A 20,500-nucleotide genomic window follows, 5' to 3' on the forward strand; every position below is an offset into this window, starting at 1 on the left:
GAATCTGATCTTTATGGATATGACGTCAAGGATATGCACGAACACCTGTCAGAATAAGCAACCGCAAAGCCAATTGTGGTATGGCTATTATTTCGCAAAGTGTTTTATAAAAAGCCAGTATATCTCTCCAATCCATTGCCGGTCTATTCGGAACTTTATGGCGTTGTTTGCCTAGCAAAGCTTTTGCTTTTTCTGTTGCTTGTAAATCAACATCCAAACCCAATGCAGCAGCATATTTGAAACAAAGATTAAGGCGTATCAATGCCGTTCGAGCAGTCCCAGCTTTTGTATGCCAAATGGAGGCAAGCGTATTGCGTATATCTGTTTGAGTGATTTCTGAAACCGGTAAACAACCTAATTTAGGGAGAATATGAAATTTTAAAGGTAAAAACCAATTCCCATCTTTACCATCATGTTTGAATTCAGCTTTACGGCTTTCAAAAGCATCGAGAGCAATATCTTTTAGATAATAGAGATTACGCATTGCCTCACGCTTTTGTTTTTCACGTTCTTTAATGGAATCACGCCCCTCATGCAAAACAAAACACCATTGAGTTGCCAATTCACGGGCTTTTTTAAAGAGATATCTCTTAAAGCCCCTAAACCCATTTCACGACACCGCCCGTGAATGGGATAGCGGTAAATCCATTGAGCACCACCATCCTTACACTTATGAAGGTACAAGCCGGCCCCATCATACTCTTTACCGTCCCCCAATGTTGCAACAGCCCTTGCGACGATTCATAAGAGGCATTTTTACTCCTTTCTTCTCTATTTTTTATCCACACGTTAATCTCAATTGTGATGTCCAAGGGAATAGTTTTGATTGATTCAACATAAACAGGATTTGAAATGAGAAAATCTTAGGATATTCGAGACGCTCATTCAACATGCAAAACGATAAATTATCGTTATAATCAATATCTTGTCTATTTTAGAATCTCTTCAACGCTCTCTCAATCCTGCCCAAAGCGGGTATGAATATAATCACTTAAGAGAGATTCAAATTCTTCAGCAATATGACTGCCGCGCAAAGTTTTTACCTTTTGTCCCTCAATAAAAACAGGCGCTGCCGGACTTTCCCCAACCCCAGGCAAAGAGATTCCAATATCAGCATGTTTTGATTCCCCTGGTCCATTGACAATACATCCCATCACTGCCACCTTCAAACTTTCAACACCAGGATATTTTTCACGCCAGATAGGCATATTTTTATACAAATCGGCTTCAATTTTTTGTGCCAATTGCTGAAACACTGTCGAGGTTGTACGACCACAACCAGGACAAGCAGCAACAACAGGTAAAAATTGCCGAAACCCCATCACTTGTAAAAGTTCTTGTCCCACCTTCACTTCTCTTGTCCGATCTCCACCAGGTTCAGGAGTCAATGAAATACGGATGGTATCCCCTATTCCTTGCTGTAATAAAATTCCCAGAGCCACCGAAGAAGCAACGACACCCTTTGTTCCCATTCCTGCTTCTGTTAAACCCAAATGGAGCGCATAATCACAACGCCCCGCCAACATACAATAGACAGCGATAAGATCTTGGACATTACTCACTTTAGCAGAAAGAATAATTTTATCACGTCCCAACCCCAACTCTTCAGCGAAAGCAGCTGAAAGTAAAGCCGACTGAACGACAGTTTCCCGCATAACTTCAGCTACAGATAAGGGATTTTCTTGCAGTGCATTTTCATCCATAAGCCGTGTCAACAACGCATTATCAAGGGACCCCCAATTCACACCAATGCGAATAGATTTACGATACCGACAAGCAATCTCGATAATTTCGGCAAATTGCCGATCCTTTTTTGCCCCAAATCCTACATTTCCAGGATTAATGCGATATTTTGCCAGAGCCTCAGCACAAGCAGGATGTGCTGATAAAAGCTTATGACCAATATAATGAAAATCCCCCACCAAGGGCACAAAAAAGCCTAGCTTCTCCAATCGTTCCCGTATTTTTGGTACAGCAGCAGCAGCTTCATCACGATCAACGGTGATGCGAACCAATTGCGAACCAGCCTGCCAAAGAGCAGCAACTTGTGCAACGGTTGCATCAACATCAGCAGTATCGGTATTGGTCATCGACTGAACAACAATTGGGTTATTGCCACCAACCATCACATTGCCAACAGCAACAGCAACAGAGCGGCGACGCTCAAGAGGTTTCGATAAAGGATACGCTGTGCTCATCAAGCCCTCAAATTCAAAATTTAGCATTTCTTGATCATCATTTATGGCAAGGCTTACCAAGGTACAATTTTAAAAAAGAATGAAGAAATTCCGTCATTGAACTACAATTTTTGACTTTCATCCCACGTCAATAAGTAAAGCAATCAATGCAACCTTTCAATCTTTAAGCCGTTATACAAAAACTCCAAACACAATTTCAACAGTCATAAAACACTATAAAAGATGAAGGAGCCAACAGATGTGTTTCTTTTCAACCCATTCCAAAAATGCTAAAATGAAAAAACAGATTGAACAATTAAAAAATGAACGCACACCGACAAGCTCTTGGCATTCCAGTAACAGCAACTTTGAGATCATTTCCGATATGCTTAACACATGGAAACAAAAAGGGCATCATGCGCTTCGCTACCTCAATGAGTATACGACACAATTGAAGAAAAAAGCTAAAGAGCACCCAAAAACAACCCTTGCATTAATAGCAGGATCGATTTTAACAAGTCTTTGGTTGATCCGTAAAAATTCACAACACAACTAGTCTTATATCATGCCTACTTTGAATCGAGTCTTTGTAGCTTAAAAAGCACAACTTAAAAAACGCGACGACACATCATAACCATCCAAGTTCAAGGATCACCTCCCTCTAAAGGAGGAGTTTCCTGCGCACTGCCAATCCGATAACACGCTGATTTTTTGCTTAGATTCCAGATCCTCAGAGCTTATATGATTCCTTGATCAATTCACCAGAAAAGCTCTGCTCTAAAGCCTCTATTGAAATTTACACTTCAACACATAAATCTATGCAAAAGAAACCTATCATCAGAAAAAAACGACACGGAACCCTTAAGAGACGTGAATGTGTTTTCTCTAAAGATTTTGGGATGATATTTTATAACAGAGCGTAGAAAAACTTAAAGAGATGCATCATAACAAACCAAACGAAATCTTCTAGAGTAAATGCCCATTTGCTATAAACGAACGGAATAAAAATCAAACTCAACAAACCCAAAACCTTAACCTCCAGGAGCAGCGCGTTGTGAAGTATCTACATAGGTGACGACAGACATCCCTGGGATGAGTTTTTCAGCCCCATCCTGTCCAGGATCTAAAGCAATACGCACGGAAATACGTTGCGCAATTTTAATAAAATTGCCAATAGTTGTATCTGTTTTTAACAGTGAAAATTCTGAACCTGTTGCAGGTGCAAAACGGACCACACGCCCTGTTAATTTTTTATTGTCCAATGCATCAACAGAAAAAATAACGGGTTGCCCAACACGCATTTGAGAAAGTTGGGTTTCCTTATAATTGGCAATAACCCAAATATCATCAGAAATGACCGATACCAATTGCCTACCAGGTACAACATATTGTCCCACCCGTGCCCCCACCAAGCCAACAGATCCCGTTTTAGGGGATAAAATCTTCGTATGATCCAAATTGAGCTTCGCTAATTCAACGCCAACTTTTGCTTCTGCAACCTCTGACTCTAAATTTTTTCGTTCCAGATCTAACTGTTTTTGTAATTGCCGTTTTGTCTCAAGTGCTGCCAACAACTGCGAAAGAGGCCGAGAAACAGAATTTTCAGCATCGCCAAAACTTAACTTTTTGCTTTGAGGAAGACCATTAGAAAAAGCACGCGACCGCGCCAATTCTGCTTCTGCTGTATTAATTTCTCCTTGCAAAAGCTTATCCTGAAAAACAATGCTTTCAAGTTTTGCATTTTTTGCATCCAAAACAGCCTGTGCTCTTGCTAACTGTTGGCGAAAGAGAGCATCATCGAGTTCAAAAAGCAGCATTCCCTTTTCAACCCGTTGATAATCTTGAACATAAATCCGCGCAATCACCCCAGAGATCTGTGAACTAATGAGAGTAATATTCCCCTTAATGGAAGCATTATCAGTGACTTGGATCGTACTAACAAAAGGAGGGAGTTTCCAAGCCCATAGAATCAACAAAATACCCATAACACCTGAGAAGAATGCAATAAGCGTCGATCTCGACCGTAATGCTTTTATCATTTTTTGCATCCCTCTTCACGGATATTGTTCTGCTTTATCAATACATAGAAAGAACATGACTTTACGAATATTTTGACAAGAAAGACCACAAATACAACGATTGCAATATAAAAATAAAGCCGAAAAACATCATCATAAGCAAAAATATTTGCTGCTAATTTAAATTTCTCAATAAGCTGAGCCGCCGCTTGCCTATCTCCTAAAATATTGGCAAAGGAATCGCCATAAGAAGGCGAAAATAAGGCGCTCATTTCAACTGAAAGAGCTTGATCTGTTATAATAATATTTTGTGTTAAAAATTCAAAATTCTTATGGGCGAAAAAAAACTGTAGACTCCCAAAAAGAGCCGACCCCATCAATCCACCCGTCACCTGTGTCAGCAAAAAAAGTGTAATAAAACTTAAAACGTAACGCGGTCCTCGCCCACCAGCTATCACAAATCCCCTAGAAAGAGCAGCAGGTAAAAAAAGTGTATAACTAAAGCTAATCAACCCTTGGCTCAACATCATATCTTGCGGACGTGTGAATTGGTTCACATGGCTATCTAAATAAGTCCCGAGTGCTAAACATCCCAAAGAGACCAAATAAAAATAATCCTCACGCCCAGCACGTAAGAAAAAGACACAAATCCCTCCCCCCAACAGAGCACCAACTATAACGGCGAGATACATAGGCATCATTTCACGATTGAGCAAACCAAAAAGATTAAAAAATTCTGCTGCTAAGGTTGAGCGCTCTAATAAAAAAACATGAAAGACCAATAAAATGAGAACAGATTGCACCATTTCTTTACTGAAAAGCCAGCGTAAATCAATCAATGGTTTTTCTCTATTAAGCTCAATGATAATTGCAATCACTAAAGAAGACACAGCAAGCGCAAGCCCCCAACCAATCCACGGGGCTTCATACCACCAATACAATTTTCCAACAGACATAACCACCGCATTGAGACCAAGACCAAAGGCAATCAGACCATAACTCACCCAGTCTAACTTCTGAATGACTTTACTACGGACAACGGGAGTCAGTGGAAGCGAAAAAATACAGCCCAAACTAATAAGAACCAAACCCATCTCCAACGCTGAAAGACTAGAAAATCCACCATGTTCCAATAAATCTGGTGAAATCAAACGCGAGAGGGGAAGGGCTAAAGTCGCATTCATATAATTCAAACTAAGACCAACAGTAAACTTTTTTGCTGGAGCAAAAGCCTCCATCATATAAAGAAGCGCGAGTGAAGCCAAAGGCGCCGCAGCAATACCAGCAAAAAAGCGAATGATCAGAGCCGAACGCAAATCTGTCACAAAGAGCTGCAAAACACAAACCAAAACGAAGCCAAGAATTGATAATTCAGCAAAAGCGCGCAAGCCGAACTGGTAGCGAATTTTGATCAACATGATCGCAACACTAACATTTGGTGCCATATAAGCAGCAACCAACCATGTGGTTTCTATGAGAGTTGCATGGAAGTCACCGGTGAGATGGATAATGTTAGACTGAACAATATTTGCTCCTAAACCATAAGCCCATTGCAAAATGAAAGAAGCAAAAATATAAACGAAACATTTTGGTAACGGCCCCGCGAAAATACGGCCCGGACGTGGAAAAGGTTTTCCTCCTCTTTTAGCAGACACAACCGTACTCTTTTTTCCGCTCATGCCGCTTTTTCCCGTATAATCCTTTACGCCTCACTCACTCCAGCACCAACTGCCAATTGATGAAAGAATTCTTCCCTCTTACGGTTTGCCGTATCACTTTTCTCCCCTTCCAATGTTGCTCGAACTTGCAAAATCTGCTGTTCCAACGCATCAAAAGAAAGATGCTCAACAGCAACAACATGCTCAACCAAAAGAGAACATCCCGAAAAGGTAATATTAGCAACACCGCCACAAACGGCAAATAGCTTTTCCCCTGAAGAAGTACAAATACGAACACTGCCCAACACAATGCTTGCGACCAAAGGAGCATGATGCGCCATAACTGTCAAAGCACCGGACGCTGAAGGAAGAACAACCGATACCACTTGCTCTGAAAAGACAATCTTCTCAGGCGATACAAGCTCAAACAAAAAATGCTCTTCTTTATTATGTTCCACAAAAATCTCCACGAAGCTCGAAACAAGGAATTTTCATTCTCTTCACAACAAGCATCCCTTACAAATTACCTCTTATGAAGAAGCCTCTGCAATAAGACGCTTTCCTTTTTCAATGGCTTCATCAATTGAACCGACCATATAAAAAGCTGCTTCTGGCAAGTCATCATAATCACCAGCACAAAGACCTTTAAAGCCTTTAATTGTCTCTTCTAAAGGCACGAGTTTTCCAGGTGAACCTGTAAAGGCTTCAGCAACATGGAAAGGCTGCGAAAGGAAGCGTTCAATTTTACGTGCCCGCCCCACCAGCAACTTATCATCTTCAGAAAGTTCATCCATGCCAAGAATAGCAATAATATCCTGGAGCGCTCTATAGCGTTGCAAAATGGTTTGCACTTGACAAGCAACAGTATAATGCTCTTCCCCCACAATCAGAGGATCCAGCATACGTGAGAAAGAATCCAACGGATCAACGGCGGGATAAATTCCCTTTTCAGCGATCGAGCGTGAAAGAACTGTTGTTGCATCCAAATGGGCAAAAGACGTTGCGGGTGCTGGATCGGTCAAGTCATCTGCTGGAACATAGATAGCCTGCACAGAAGTAATAGACCCTGTTTTCGTACTGGTAATACGCTCTTGCAAAGCCCCCATATCGGTTGCCAAAGTTGGTTGATATCCAACAGCAGAAGGGATACGTCCCAAAAGAGCAGAAACTTCAGCACCAGCTTGCGTAAAGCGGAAAATATTATCCACGAAGAAAAGAACATCCTGCCCTTCATCACGGAAGCTTTCTGCTATCGTCAATCCGGAAAGAGCGACGCGTGCACGTGCACCTGGTGGTTCATTCATTTGCCCGTAAACAAGCGCACATTTTGACCCTTCCGTTGAACCATTATTCTCTTTTGGGTTCACATTCACACGACTTTCGATCATTTCATAATAGAGGTCATTTCCTTCACGTGTGCGCTCTCCCACACCAGCAAAGACAGAATACCCCCCATGGGCTTTTGCAATATTGTTGATCAACTCCATAATGAGAACGGTTTTTCCAACCCCAGCGCCCCCAAACAGACCGATCTTTCCCCCCTTAGAATAAGGCGCGAGCAAATCAACAACCTTAATACCGGTGACAAGAATTTCTGACACGGTTGATTGCTCGACATATTCAGGAGCATCTTGGTGAATAGAGCGCATTTTCGTCGCAGCAATTGGACCAACATTATCGACCGGTTCTCCAATCACATTCATAATACGACCAAGCGTTGCTTCTCCTACCGGCACACAGATCTGTGTTCCTGTATCAAAGACCTTTTGACCACGTGTCAACCCATCGGTGGTATCCATAGCAATTGTACGAACAGTGTTTTCACCCAAATGCTGTGCAACTTCTAAAACCAGCCGATTTCCTAAATTGTCTGTTTCCAATGCATTGAGAATATTTGGCAACGCACCTTCAAACTGCACATCAACGACAGCACCAATCACCTGTTTAATCTCACCAACAGCGCCTTTTTGACGAACATCTTTAGAACTTGTTCGCACATCTTTTTGAGAAGGTGCACGCTTAAGATCCGAAGAATCCTTAACGCTCGTTTGAGATTTTGAGGCGGCTTTTTTCACGCCTGAACGAGCAGCTGTTTTCTTTTTCTCAACTTTTACTGCTTCCTTGCTTGACGTCACTGCTTTTACCATCAATTCTTACCTTTTCCATTTAAAGCGCTTCAGCGCCCGCAATAATTTCGATCAATTCTGTCGTGATTTGTGCCTGACGCTGACGATTATAAGCCACCGTCAATTTATTAATCATTTCACCCGCATTGCGTGATGCATTATCCATAGCCGTCATCTTCGCGCCCATTTCACCAGCAACATTTTCCAGCAAAGCCCTAAAGATTTGCACGGAAAGATTGCGTGGAACAAGCGCCTCTAAAAGAGAGGCCGCATCGGGCTCATAATCATAAACCATCGTCTGTAGATCTTGGCTCTTCTCTGTCTTTTTAACAGTCTCTCTTGTCTCAGCAGCTCCTTTGGCAGAAGTCATTGGAATCAAACCAAAAGCGGTAGGACGCTGATTAATCACTGAAACAAATTCAGAATAAAACAGCGTACAGACATCAAAAGCGCCTTCATTGAACAAATCAATAATCCGCTGACTAATCATCGCTGCTTCAGTAAAACCAATCCGTTTGACAGAATGCAAATCAATGTGATCAACCATCAAAGCTTTATAGTCACGCGATAAAATATCTGCCCCCTTTTTACCCACGGTTAAAATTTTAACGATTTTACCAGCAGCAAGCAGTGTTTTAATCTGTTCGCGTGCACGCCTAGCAATCTGCACATTAAAAGCACCACACAATCCCCGCTCAGCGGTACACACCACCAAAAGATGCACATCATCTCGACCGGTACCGCGCATAAGGGGAGGCGCATCAATCGCATCAACATCAGCAGCAACATTCGCTAAAACAGCAGCCATGCGCTGTGCATAAGGGCGCGCGCACTGAGCTGCCTCTTGCGCACGGTGCAACCTCGCTGCCGCAACCATCTGCATGGCTTTGGTAATTTTCTGAGTTGCCTTAACCGAGGCGATACGGTCTCTAAGATCCTTCAACGATGCCATTCGAGCATTCCATCAATTTATCACGAAAAATTTTTCGCATAAGACTTAAGAACAATGAGCAACTTATCCTTAAGTTCATCGGTTAATTGTTTCTGATTAGCAATTGCTTGCAAAAGATCCTGGTGATCACTCCGCAGAAGGGTTAAAAGTCCCTGTTCGAATCGCGCAACATCGCAAACAGCCAAAGGATCAAGATAACCATTCACCCCAGCAAAGATGACAGCGACCTGCTCTTCTGTTTTCAGGGGAGAAAACTGCGGCTGTTTCAACAGTTCTGTCAAGCGCGCGCCACGATTTAAAAGACGTTGCGTGGAGGCATCCAAATCGGAACCAAATTGTGCAAAAGCAGCCATTTCCCGATATTGTGCCAATTCACCTTTAATCGAACCAGCAACCTGTTTCATCGCCTTAATCTGTGCAGCAGAACCAACACGCGAAACAGAAAGACCAACATTCACGGCAGGACGAATTCCCTGATAGAATAAATTAGTCTCCAGAAAAATCTGTCCATCGGTAATGGAAATCACATTGGTAGGAATATAAGCAGAAACGTCATTTGCTTGCGTCTCAATCACGGGCAAAGCAGTCAACGATCCCGAACCATTTTCAGCATTGAGCTTTGCAGCCCGTTCTAAAAGGCGTGAATGAAGATAGAAAACATCACCAGGATAAGCTTCACGCCCTGGTGGACGACGCAACAAAAGGGACATTTGGCGATAAGCAACGGCCTGTTTGGAAAGATCATCATAACCAATTAGGGCATGTTGACCATTGTCACGGAAATATTCACCCATCGCACACCCAGCAAGAGGCGCAATAAATTGCAGCGGAGCAGGATCAGAGGCGGTAGCCGCAACGATAATGGAATATTCAAGCGCCCCACGTTCTTCTAACACTTTAACAAATTGCGCAACCGTTGAACGCTTTTGCCCAATAGCCACATAAATACAATAGACCTTATCTTTGTTTTGCCCCGCATTTTTTTCATGAAATGGCTTTTGGTTTAAAAATGTATCGAGCAGAATCGCTGTTTTTCCAGTTTGACGATCACCAATCACCAATTCACGCTGTCCGCGCCCAATGGGAATGAGCGCATCAATAGCTTTCAATCCGGTCGACATTGGCTCATGCACAGACTGACGTGGAATAATTCCTGGAGCTTTCACATCAACACGACGGCGTTCTGTTGCTTTAATGGGCCCCTTCCCATCGATAGGGTTTCCCAATGCATCAACAACACGTCCAAGGAGAGCAGGACCAACAGGAACATCGACAATAGTGCCCAACCGTTTAACGGTATCACCTTCACGAATATCGCGATCTGACCCGAAGATCACAACCCCGACATTATCGATTTCCAAATTCAGTGCCATACCACGCACACCATTTGAAAAGGACACCATTTCTCCTGCTTGGACATTATCCAAACCATAAACGCGGGCGATACCATCCCCCACCGAGAGAACCCAACCAATCTCTGAAACTTCAGCCTTTTGGTCAAAGTCCCTGATTTGCTCTTTGAGAATTTTTGAAATTTCAGATGGTCTAATATCCATCAACTAACCTCTTTTTTCAATGCAAGCTTAAGCGAAGATAATTTTGTTGCAAGAGACGTATCAATCTGAGACGCCCCCACACGAATGACCAATCCACCAAGAATTGTTGGATCTACAAAGGTGTTTAGCAAAATTTTTCCCCCAACGACACTTTCCAAAGCCACCCGCACCTCTTGTTCCTGATGAGAATTTAACGGATAAGCAGAAACAACCTGCGCCGAAATTTCCCTACGAGAGAGAGCAACACGACGTTGAAAAGCATGTAAAATACCAGACAAGGCACCAAGCCGACGATTTACCACAATAACGCGTAAAAAATTACCAACAATCTGACCAGCACTCTCATCATCAAATTTGAGTGATTGAACAACAGAACGCATCGCTTTCACTTGTTCTTTTACTGAAAAAAAGGGACTTCGCACAAAGCGTTTTAAGTCCTCATTTTGATCCAAGACAAGTAAAAAAGATGCCACTGCCTTTTCAACTTTTTCAACAGCCCCTGCTTCTTGAACAAAATCAAAAAACGCTTGTGCATAGCGTTGATCTACCAATGGCAGCGGTATAAGAGAAAATGAATCCGACACGAAATACCGCCTCTTTCCCTTGAGCGACTCTCTGATAACTATCAGATGAAACAAATCAGACACTCTAAATTTTAAGAACTCACTCCTTAAAACCTAGAATAAAAAACTTTTGGGTTTCTAGCACAGACATAATCGACTCGCAACACTCCAAATTGATGCTTTCTAAAAATTTTAATAAAATATTCAAAATATTTTTGAAAACAATTTCTTAGAATATGCAGGTTAACACCACAGTTTTTCTTCGTATTTTCTTTTGACACCTTCTGAGAGATTTTTCAAGCCTCTTTCTTTGCTTCACAAACATTCTAACAGCAAAAACAAAAGAAACTTCTCTAATGTTAGACTTTCTTTCAGAAAAACAGCTCCCACTACGCCAAAAATGTATCCTGTCAAACTTATAAGCACCCCCCTCAATTGCCTTACAAAAAGGGAAAACAGAATCTTTTATACTCTCTCCTTAAGGCATCTCACAAAGAAGTCTCCCCACGCTATGATCATCTTACCGTACTTTTAGAGAAAGCTTTGTGGATCAATATCAATTTGAACCCGAACAGAAGAAGGCATTTTAGGTGCATTTGCAAGCATTGTACGAATAAAGCCTTGGATATCAAAGGAACGCTGTCCCTGAAGTAAAAGCCGAAAACGATAACGCCCCCGAATCAGAGCTAATGGTGCTTCTGCTGGCCCCATGAGCGAGATATTTTTCTCCCGTGGTGCCACTTGGCGCAAGACACGGGCATAATGCTCTGCAGCTTGACGTTGTTCTGAAGAGACAATCAAAGAGGCAAGTCGTCCATAAGGTGGAAGATGATGCTGCTGACGCAGTGCAATCTCATGCGTATAAAAATCCTCACATTGTTGAGAAAGCAAAGCCTGTATGACGGGATGCTCTGGTTGATAGGTTTGCAACAATCCTAGACTTTCCAACCCCATCCGCCCTGCTCTTCCTGTAACCTGAGACAAGAGTTGAAAGGTACGCTCTGCGGCGCGTAAATCACCATTGGCAAGCCCAAGATCAGCATCAATTACCCCAACCAGAGACAACCCAGGAAAATGGTGTCCCTTAGCGACAAGCTGCGTTCCGATAATAACATCCACTTCACCATTAGCAATTGTTTCCAATTCGCGCCGCAACTGACCAATTCCACCTTTGAGATCCGTTGAGAGGATTAACAACCGCGCCTGTGGAAAAAGTTTTCGTGTCTCCTCAGCAATTCTCTCCACCCCCGGACCACAAGCAACCAAATGATCTAGCGTCCCACATTCAGGACATGCCTCTGGAATGGGTTGATGATATCCGCAATGATGACACTTCAATTGCCCTTGTAAACGATGCTCTACCAACCAACTTGAACAATCATTACAATGAAAACGATGTCCACAAATTCGGCACAAAGTTAAAGGTGCATAACCACGGCGATTAAGAAAAAGCAGTGCCTGCTCACCCTTCTCAAGGGTTTGTGTCAAAGCGTCTTCAAGAGGAGAAGAAATAAAACGCCCCTTTTGCACACCGCCTTGACGCATATCAACCACCCGCAACTTTGGAAGTGCAGCCGCTTTAAAACGCGAAGGCAAATGCACCTTTTGATAACGCCCTGACAAAACATTTGCTTGGCTTTCAATCGATGGTGTTGCTGAAGATAAAACAACAGGAAAATGCTCGAAAGATCCCCGAGCCACCGCCATATCACGTGCATGATAGAAAACGCGCTCTTCTTGTTTATAAGCACCATCATGCTCCTCATCAACGACAATTAAACCAAGCTCTGAAAAGGGAAGAAAAAGCGCTGAACGCGCTCCAGCCACAACCCGCACCCGCCCTTCTGCAACTTGCCGCCACACACGTTCACGCCGCCGCGGCGCCAAATCGGAATGCCACTCAGCAGCAGCAGCTCCAAAACGTGCATGAAAACGATCTAAAAATTGTTGGGTTAAAGCAATTTCCGGCAAGAGAATTAAAACCTGCTTACCCCCCATAAGTGCCTGCGCCACGGCTTCAAAATAGACTTCTGTCTTTCCTGACCCCGTCACCCCATCAAGCAGAAACACTTGAAACCGAGAAGACAAAACAGCTTCTCGCAAAAGGCGTGCAACCTCCTTTTGTGCTCCTTCCAACTGAGGGGGACAAAAATCAGCATCAGGCTTGCCCACAAGAGCAGGCGGCGGCACCATAACCTCTTCAAAAATTCCCAGCGCTTTTAATCCCTCAACAACAGAAACAGAAGTTCCCGCCGCATGCGCAAGACCAGAACGTGTCCAAATCCCACCACCGCGCACCAACTCCAAAACCCGTAATCGCGCTGGTGTGAGACGCTCCACATCTCCTCCACAATATCGCAAGCCCGGCATTTGCGCTTCTGGTTCTAAAGCAGCCGGCATACACAAAACAAATCGTGCAACAAGTCCAATAGGAGTCATCGTATAGCGACCAACAAAACGCAAGAATGTTAACATCTCCGCCTTTAAAGGCGGACAATCAAAAACATGAAGGAGAGAACGGAGTTTTCGACCATTCACTCCAGCGCCTTGCCCCTCTTTGACTGTCTCCTCTTCAACATCCACTACCACACCACAAACTTGGCGCCCCATCACCGGAACACGAACAAAACAGCCAATTCCAGCCTCCATAGAAGATGGCACCTCATAACTATAAGCCTGATCAACAGGAAGAGGCACCAATACCGAAACGATCTTCCTCTCCCGCACATCTTCTGTCACATTTGACTTCATCTTTTGTCTCAAATTTTACACAAATCTCTTCCACAAAGCGCATCTGGCTTCTTTTCCAACTTCCATTGATGAAGCATCCCCAGCAGGACATTCCATTCCAACCCTCCAACAACACCTCATCCATACACCAACCATCATGAAACCACAAAATTCTCTCTTCTCCATAGCAGATAAAAGCCAAGAACGATAAGCATCCACAACAAAAAAACACCAAAAGAGAAACTCTTCCGCTATTACAGATTCCATCATTTTTTCTCGAAATGTCACACGCGTTCTTTTCTACAATCACCATGCCAGCCTGCGCACAGAGTGTCTTCACACCACTTGTTTTCTTGAGAGCATTGCAGAAAATCATTTCTCTGATTTATGATCCTCTCCTCATCAACAACCCTAATTGATAACGATCATTGATCATTTTCTCTGTTGAATAAGACCCGCAATATGTCAGATTTTCTCACCTTAAAATCTTTCATTTTGAATCAAGTAAAATCATGTTCCCACATGTCACAAACAAAACTTGCGGATGAATAAAAATGAGAAGAAAGGAGCAAAGTATCTTTTATAAGTCATCTTAATGCAAGGGCTATTACAACGCTGGAGGCTAGCAAAGAGAATGATAGTGCAGGCTTTTCTTTACAAACATAAAGATGGTGATCCTTCAAGGACTTTAACGCTATACCTCTCGCAAGCACCGTCGTGAAATGCGCTGGAGTGCTTTAAGAAAGGTTTCTTAAAAAAGCCCGTAAATGGGCAAACCAATGACGCTGTTTTACGAAAGCATCTTTTCCACAAGAAGCGTCTTCACATCCCCCCATAAAAAACAAACAAAAATGCATCCTCCCCTTCATAAAAATGGAGTTTTATCCATTTCAGCATGAATAAGAATGCTAAGCTCACAAGACAAACAACTCCCTCCCCAATTTTGTTCTTTTAGCAAATTTATGTGATGACATAGAAAATCTGCGCATAAACCTTCAAAACTCCTGTTGGCTTTAATAGCATCATGTGGAATAAGAACATAAAGAAGAATTCTTCCTCTTGCTTTTGCGCCAAACAAGAGCGCATAACGAAAAACAGAATAAAAAATGAGCGTCCATGAAGGAACAAGCCCCCAAACGAGGAGATTTGAGATGAAATTTTTTGTCGATAGTGCTGATATTGAAGAGATCCGAGAATTACAAAATTTAGGCCTCGTGGATGGTGTCACCACCAATCCCTCTCTCATTCTCAAATCGGGACGCAATATTCTCGAGGTTATAAAAGAAATTTGTCATCTCATTGATGGGCCTGTTTCTGCTGAAGTGACAGCAACACAATTTGAAAGCATGATGAAAGAAGCCGCTGTTTTAGCAAAAATTGCTGAGAATATTTGCATAAAGCTTCCCTTAACGCTCGAGGGATTGAAAGCCTGTAAAGCCCTGACCACACAGGGATTAAAAACAAATCTTACCCTTTGTTTTTCAGCCAATCAAGCTCTCCTAGCTGCCAAAGCAGGGGCAACATTTATCTCACCTTTCATCGGCAGACTCGATGATTGTTCCATAGATGGTACGCAATTGCTTCATGAGATTCGTGCAATCTACGATAACTACGGTTTTACAACACAAATTTTAGCAGCCTCAATCCGCACCGTTAACCACGTCAAAGAAGCGGCACTAAGCGGTGCAGATGTTGCCACTGTCCCACCAGCAATCTTAAAAGCGCTGGCTAAACATCCTTTAACCGATAAAGGCTTACAAATCTTCCTAGAAGATTGGAAAAAAACCGGACAAAATATTGCCTAACGACTTGAAAGATCTTTTGAAAGCATCAGGAGAATCTCTTCAGCCAATTCTTCCGCCACACGCTTTTGTGCATCTTCTTCTGCTTGCAAAGTTGCATATTCTTGGCGGAGTCGTTCAAAAGACGCGCTCATGCTTACCGTACTTTCAGCAAGCAAAACACCTTTCATATCTTGCAAAACATAGGAAACCTTACCCATCGCGTTCCAACAAATGTCGCAACTGTTCCACCAGCAATCTTAAAAGCACTGGTCAAACATCCCTTAACCGATAAAGGCTTACAAATCTTCCCAAAAGATTGGAAAAAAAACCGGACAAAATATTGCCTAATGACTTGAAAGATCTTTTGAAAGCATCAGGAGAATCTCTTCAGCCAATTCTTCCGCCACACGCTTTTGTGCATCTTCTTCTGCTTGCAAAGTTGCATATTCTTGGCGGAGTCGTTCAAAAGACGCGCTCATGCTTACCGTACTTTCAGCAAGCAAAACACCTTTCATATCTTGCAAAACATAGGAAACTTTACCCATCACGGTTCCAACAGAAGGACGCCCCTCTCTTTTTCTCTCGCGATCCATCTCGATCTGTACAGAATTGCGTGTAAAGGTCGATGTTTTCAATGCCAATTGATAAGCTGGTGTAGAAGGTGTCTGCCCATTTCCATACAGAAGAAACAGCAAATGATTGCGGACCATTTGACCAAAACGATCGGATGGTTCCGCAACAACAATGGAGGCTAATTTTTGGGAAAGACTCAAAGGTTTTTGTTTCGCAGATGAATCCTCAAAAACAGAATCGACAGATCTTATTGTTGTCGAAATCTGTGATCCCTGCTGATAAAGCGGTTCAATTCTACATCCACACAAAAGCGTAAGAAAACCCGCTAAGCCGACAAAAATAAATTTCCTAAATAACGACATTGACAATCCTTTTTGGAACAATAACCATTTTCTTGACCGATTTTTCAACAAGATGCGCCTGTACAAAATCAAGAGCTAATACAGCTTCTTCAATCATTGCTTCACTCGCTGTTGCTGCCACCCGCACCTCACCACGTTTTTTACCATTAATCTGTACCGGTAAAGTATAGCATTCTTCAACAGTTAATGCGGGGTCATAAACAGGCCACGCAAGTTCAGAAATCAAGGATTTTCCACCTAAAGCAGCATGACATTCCTCTGCCAAATGAGGCATAATAGGCGCAATCAGCGCAAGAAAAAAATCCATCGCTTGGCGCAAAGCAGCCTTCATTTCATCTTCAACACTTTCTACCTTATTTAACAACGGAGCCATAATATTCAAGAACTCATAAAGGCGTGCAATGGCACGATTAAAGGCAAATTTTTCCAAATCATCCTCCACAGCACAAAGGGTGCGATGGGCGACCTTTGAGAGCTCCAAAGCTTCCCCTTGTTGCCCTGCACATGGTGCAACGTCCTTTAACACTGAAGCACTCACAACCACACAGCGCCAAACACGTTGTACAAAGCGGTGCGCTCCCTCCACACCAGATTCCGTCCAGATAACATCGCGTTCAGGAGGAGAATCTGACAACACAAACCAGCGCACAGTATCGGCTCCATAGGATGCAATAATATCATCAGGATCCACGACATTCTTTTTTGATTTTGACATTTTTTCAATCAAACCAATTGTCACTTCACTTTTATCAGACAATTTATAAGCTTGCCGTTTTCCATCCCTTTCAACAATCGCAATTTCTTCTGGTGAAACCCACCCTTTCTCATCGCGATAGGTTTCATGAACCACCATCCCTTGGGTAAAAAGGCCCTTAAACGGCTCATCAACGCTCACATACCCCACACTTTTCATGGCTCGCATAAAAAAGCGCGCATAAAGAAGGTGTAAAATTGCGTGTTCAATTCCACCAATATATTGTTGCACAGGCAACCATTCCGTTGTTGCTTTTTTATCAACGGGTTCTTGTGCAAAAGGCGCAGTAAAACGCGCATAATACCAAGAAGAATCGACAAATGTGTCCATAGTATCGGTTTCACGTCGTGCCTGCTGCCCACAAACAGGGCAAGCAACATTTTGCCATGTTTGATGGCGATCAAGAGGATTGCCCGGCTGATCAAAAGTCACATCATCCGGCAACACCACCGGCAAATCAGTGCGAGGCACCGGAACCACCCCACAAGACGTACAATGGATCATTGGAATCGGACATCCCCAATAACGTTGACGCGAAACTCCCCAATCCCGCAATCGAAACTGCACGGTTTTTTGCCCTTGGGGCTTCCCATGAAGCATTTGCCCCTCAAGCCTTTTCGCTGCTTCTTCAAAAGCTTGTTGTGGTGTCAAGCCATCCAAAAAGCGTGAATTGATCATCACACCATCACCGGTATAAGCCGTTTCCCCAATCACAAAATCTTCTCTCTCAACCCCTTTCGGCAAAACCACCGGCTGTACGGGAAGATCATATTTACGGGCAAAATCCAAATCCCTCTGATCATGGGCAGGACAACCAAAAACAGCCCCTGTTCCATAGTCCATCAGCACAAAATTGGCGATATAAACGGGAACATGCACCGTTGGCTCAAAGGGATGAACAGCCAAAAGCGATGTACGAAACCCTTGTTTTTCAGCGGTTTCAAGAGCCACCGTTGTTGTTCCACCACACCGACACTCTTCAATAAAAGCCGCCAATTCTTTGTTTTTTTGCGCAAGAGCTTTAGCAACAGGATGATCAATAGATAGCGCCAAAAAAGCAGCACCAAAGAGCGTGTCAGGACGTGTTGAATAACAAACGACTTCGTTCAATGCCTCACAAACTTCATCATCAGGATCTGTTGACTTTAAAGTCCAACGAATGAGTAAGCCTTGTGACTTACCGATCCAGTTTTTTTGCATCGTGCGCACTTTTTCCGGCCACTGTTCAAGCTTTTCAAGACCAGCCAAAAGATCTTCACTAAAATCACTAATTTTAAAAAACCACTGGGTCAATTCACGCTGTTCCACCAACGCACCAGAACGCCATCCTCGACCATCAATCACCTGCTCATTTGCCAACACAGTGTGATCAACCGGATCCCAATTGACCTTGGCCACTTTGCGTGCCACCAAACCCTTTTGATAGAAATCAAGAAACAACATTTGTTGGCGATGATAATAATCCACATCACACGTTGCAAACTCACGTGACCAATCCAAAGAGAGCCCTAATTGCTTTAATTGCCCACGCATCACTGCGATATTTTGATAGGTCCAAGTTTTGGGATGCACTTTATTTTGCATAGCAGCGTTTTCAGCTGGCATCCCAAAAGCATCCCACCCCATGGGATGCAGCACATTAAACCCCTTTGCGCGTTTATAGCGCGCAACAACATCTCCCATGGCATAATTACGCACATGCCCCATGTGAATGCGCCCAGAAGGATAAGGAAACATCTCTAAAACATAATATTTTTCACGGCAATCTTCTTGAACGGTCTGAAAAATCTTTTTTTCATCCCAAATTTCTTGCCACCTTTGTTCGTGGGCACGTGGATTATAGCGTTCACCTAAATTAGAACGTTCAATTGTCATTGTCATTATACTCTTTAATAAAATTGAACTAAAAACTTGTTTTTATGCTTGACCATGGATTAACTCCATCGTCAATATTTTCAATCAATATTTTATTAAGTATCTTACAAAGCCCTTATAAGCAATCGCTATCAACAATTGTTCAATCCTTTAATAAAAACAGAAAGAAGACACTTATGAACAGAGAAAATAATCCTTCCCCTCATCCTTCCATTGAGGCATGGAAAAACCTTCAAAAAGACATTGCTACAACATGCCAAAGCTATAATCGCCCCTTAGAAGAAGTCCAACTTATCGCTGTTTCAAAAACTGTCCAAGCCGATAACATACGCCCCATTTTGCAAGCAGGACAGCGCCTTTTCGCCGAAAACCGTGTGCAAGAAGCTGCTGAAAAATGGCCCCACCTGCGTCAACAATTTGAAAAGGTCGAACTTCACCTCATCGGACCTTTACAATCCAATAAAACAGCAGAAGCTGTTAAAATTTTTGATGTCATTCAAACCATTGACCGTGAAAAAATAGCCAAGAGCTTAGCAAACGAAATGCAAAAACAGAACAAACACCTCCCCTGCTATATTCAAGTCAATATTGGCTTAGAACCGCAAAAAAGTGGTATTACACCCGAGGAAGTCGTCCCTTTTGTGACCCAGTGCAAAAATCATTACGGACTTAACATCATCGGCCTTATGGCAATCCCCCCAGTACAAGAAAACCCCGGACCCTATTTCGCCCTATTAGCAAAATTAGCAAAAAAAGCTGATCTTGCAAAACTTTCAATGGGCATGTCCAATGACTTTAAAACAGCTCTACAATTTGGCTCTAACGTCCTTCGCATTGGCTCTACTCTATTTGGACAGCGCCCTCTCTCAACACATCTTCATTAAAATCTGCAAAAAAGAACCCCTTTGTCATGATAGGATGATAAAAATGCACTACACACGAAGGAGAAAGGACATCACGCGATAAACAATGGCAAAAAATATTACGTACAATTATTGCCAAGATTCTCGTTTAAAAAACCGACAATTGCTTCAACCGCTCTAATCCACAAAAGCAGCTCACTCCTTTGCCAAATATGCAAAGCAAGCAGAAAAAGTCTTAAAACGTATCTACAAGACAACATATTGATTTATAAAGATAAATTATCATTTCCAACTTGTATCATACCCCCAAATCTTGTAAGTGTGTCTTATCTTAAAACATTTCATTTTGCATCAACTGAATCCCTTGCCGACACATCACAAACGGAGCTGGCATGTAGGTAAAAAACTCTAAAGAAAGGACTAAAAATATCTCTTATGAATCGTCTAAAGACCAAGGGCTGTCGCAACATTGAGGCTGACAAAGAGCATGATGGCGCCACCTTTACCTT

At 42.7% G+C, this 20,500-nt stretch carries 15 protein-coding genes and 3 pseudogenes; 4 read left to right on the forward strand and 14 right to left on the reverse strand.

What is annotated here, in order from left to right:
* Nucleotides 1-28: 28 nt before the first annotated feature.
* Both AC0QT4_RS00430 and ispG read right to left on the reverse strand, forming a co-directional pair.
* Nucleotides 29-754, reverse strand: a pseudogene (locus AC0QT4_RS00430) (tyrosine-type recombinase/integrase); the annotation flags it as partial.
* Nucleotides 755-956: 202 nt separating this feature from the next.
* Complete coding sequence (ispG, locus tag AC0QT4_RS00435) at nucleotides 957-2,198, reverse strand: flavodoxin-dependent (E)-4-hydroxy-3-methylbut-2-enyl-diphosphate synthase (protein ID WP_473199755.1); 1,242 nt, start codon at nucleotides 2,196-2,198, stop codon at nucleotides 957-959.
* Between the two features lie 238 nt (nucleotides 2,199-2,436).
* Between ispG and AC0QT4_RS00440 the strand changes: the two genes are divergently transcribed.
* A complete protein-coding gene (locus AC0QT4_RS00440; protein ID WP_473199756.1) occupies nucleotides 2,437-2,733 on the forward strand; it encodes a hypothetical protein in 297 nt (98 codons plus the stop codon).
* Nucleotides 2,734-3,208: 475 nt separating this feature from the next.
* Here the strand turns inward: AC0QT4_RS00440 and AC0QT4_RS00445 are convergent, their stop codons facing one another.
* The 9 genes from AC0QT4_RS00445 to AC0QT4_RS00485 form a co-directional block, all read right to left on the reverse strand.
* Nucleotides 3,209-4,216 (reverse strand): HlyD family secretion protein, encoded by a 1,008-nt coding sequence (locus AC0QT4_RS00445; RefSeq protein ID WP_473199757.1) that lies wholly within the window; start codon nucleotides 4,214-4,216, stop codon nucleotides 3,209-3,211.
* Nucleotides 4,213-5,874, reverse strand: coding sequence for an MFS transporter (locus tag AC0QT4_RS00450; protein WP_473199758.1), 1,662 nt, complete (start codon nucleotides 5,872-5,874; stop codon nucleotides 4,213-4,215). Before AC0QT4_RS00450 ends, AC0QT4_RS00445 begins: the two co-directional genes overlap by 4 nt.
* A gap of 23 nt (nucleotides 5,875-5,897) precedes the next feature.
* On the reverse strand, nucleotides 5,898-6,311 hold the full coding sequence (gene atpC / locus AC0QT4_RS00455; protein ID WP_473199759.1) for an ATP synthase F1 subunit epsilon: 414 nt from the start codon (nucleotides 6,309-6,311) through the stop codon (nucleotides 5,898-5,900).
* A gap of 72 nt (nucleotides 6,312-6,383) precedes the next feature.
* A complete protein-coding gene (gene atpD / locus AC0QT4_RS00460; RefSeq protein WP_473199760.1) occupies nucleotides 6,384-8,000 on the reverse strand; it encodes a F0F1 ATP synthase subunit beta in 1,617 nt (538 codons plus the stop codon).
* A gap of 19 nt (nucleotides 8,001-8,019) precedes the next feature.
* Entirely contained in the window at nucleotides 8,020-8,931 is a 912-nt protein-coding gene (locus tag AC0QT4_RS00465; protein WP_473199761.1) for a F0F1 ATP synthase subunit gamma, read from the reverse strand.
* Between the two features lie 20 nt (nucleotides 8,932-8,951).
* Nucleotides 8,952-10,487, reverse strand: coding sequence for a F0F1 ATP synthase subunit alpha (atpA, locus tag AC0QT4_RS00470; RefSeq protein WP_473199762.1), 1,536 nt, complete (start codon nucleotides 10,485-10,487; stop codon nucleotides 8,952-8,954).
* Nucleotides 10,487-11,071, reverse strand: a complete 585-nt coding sequence (gene atpH, locus AC0QT4_RS00475) for an ATP synthase F1 subunit delta (protein WP_473199763.1) — start codon at nucleotides 11,069-11,071, stop codon at nucleotides 10,487-10,489. The genes atpA and atpH overlap by 1 nt, the downstream gene beginning before the upstream one ends.
* Nucleotides 11,072-11,581: 510 nt before the next feature.
* Nucleotides 11,582-13,801 (reverse strand): primosomal protein N', encoded by a 2,220-nt coding sequence (locus tag AC0QT4_RS00480; RefSeq protein WP_473199764.1) that lies wholly within the window; start codon nucleotides 13,799-13,801, stop codon nucleotides 11,582-11,584.
* A gap of 15 nt (nucleotides 13,802-13,816) precedes the next feature.
* Nucleotides 13,817-14,050 carry a hypothetical protein gene (locus tag AC0QT4_RS00485; RefSeq protein WP_473199765.1) on the reverse strand — a complete coding sequence of 78 codons (234 nt, stop codon included), beginning with the start codon at nucleotides 14,048-14,050 and terminating at the stop codon, nucleotides 13,817-13,819.
* 881 nt (nucleotides 14,051-14,931) lie between these two features.
* Between AC0QT4_RS00485 and fsa the strand changes: the two genes are divergently transcribed.
* Nucleotides 14,932-15,585 (forward strand): fructose-6-phosphate aldolase, encoded by a 654-nt coding sequence (gene fsa, locus AC0QT4_RS00490; RefSeq protein WP_473199766.1) that lies wholly within the window; start codon nucleotides 14,932-14,934, stop codon nucleotides 15,583-15,585.
* Here the strand turns inward: fsa and AC0QT4_RS00495 are convergent.
* Nucleotides 15,582-15,782, reverse strand: a pseudogene (locus AC0QT4_RS00495) (hypothetical protein); the annotation flags it as partial. The gene fsa and the pseudogene AC0QT4_RS00495 overlap by 4 nt on opposite strands.
* A 12-nt stretch (nucleotides 15,783-15,794) precedes the next feature.
* Between AC0QT4_RS00495 and AC0QT4_RS00500 the strand changes: the two are divergent.
* Nucleotides 15,795-15,912: pseudogene (locus AC0QT4_RS00500) on the forward strand (fructose-6-phosphate aldolase); the annotation flags it as partial.
* Here AC0QT4_RS00500 and lptE read toward each other — a convergent pair.
* Nucleotides 15,909-16,499: an LPS assembly lipoprotein LptE gene (gene lptE / locus AC0QT4_RS00505; protein WP_473199767.1), complete on the reverse strand. Its 591-nt coding sequence runs from the start codon at nucleotides 16,497-16,499 to the stop codon at nucleotides 15,909-15,911. The pseudogene AC0QT4_RS00500 and the gene lptE sit on opposite strands and share 4 nt — an antisense overlap.
* A complete protein-coding gene (leuS, locus tag AC0QT4_RS00510; RefSeq protein WP_473199768.1) occupies nucleotides 16,486-19,128 on the reverse strand; it encodes a leucine--tRNA ligase in 2,643 nt (880 codons plus the stop codon). Before leuS ends, lptE begins: the two co-directional genes overlap by 14 nt.
* A 176-nt stretch (nucleotides 19,129-19,304) precedes the next feature.
* Here leuS and AC0QT4_RS00515 point away from each other — a divergent pair, with 176 nt between their 5' ends.
* The gene (locus AC0QT4_RS00515; protein WP_473199769.1) at nucleotides 19,305-20,012 is read left to right on the forward strand and encodes a YggS family pyridoxal phosphate-dependent enzyme; all 708 of its coding nucleotides are present in this window, start codon (nucleotides 19,305-19,307) and stop codon (nucleotides 20,010-20,012) included.
* Nucleotides 20,013-20,500: the final 488 nt, after the last annotated feature.

This window comes from Bartonella sp. EBT8, from assembly GCF_055796165.1.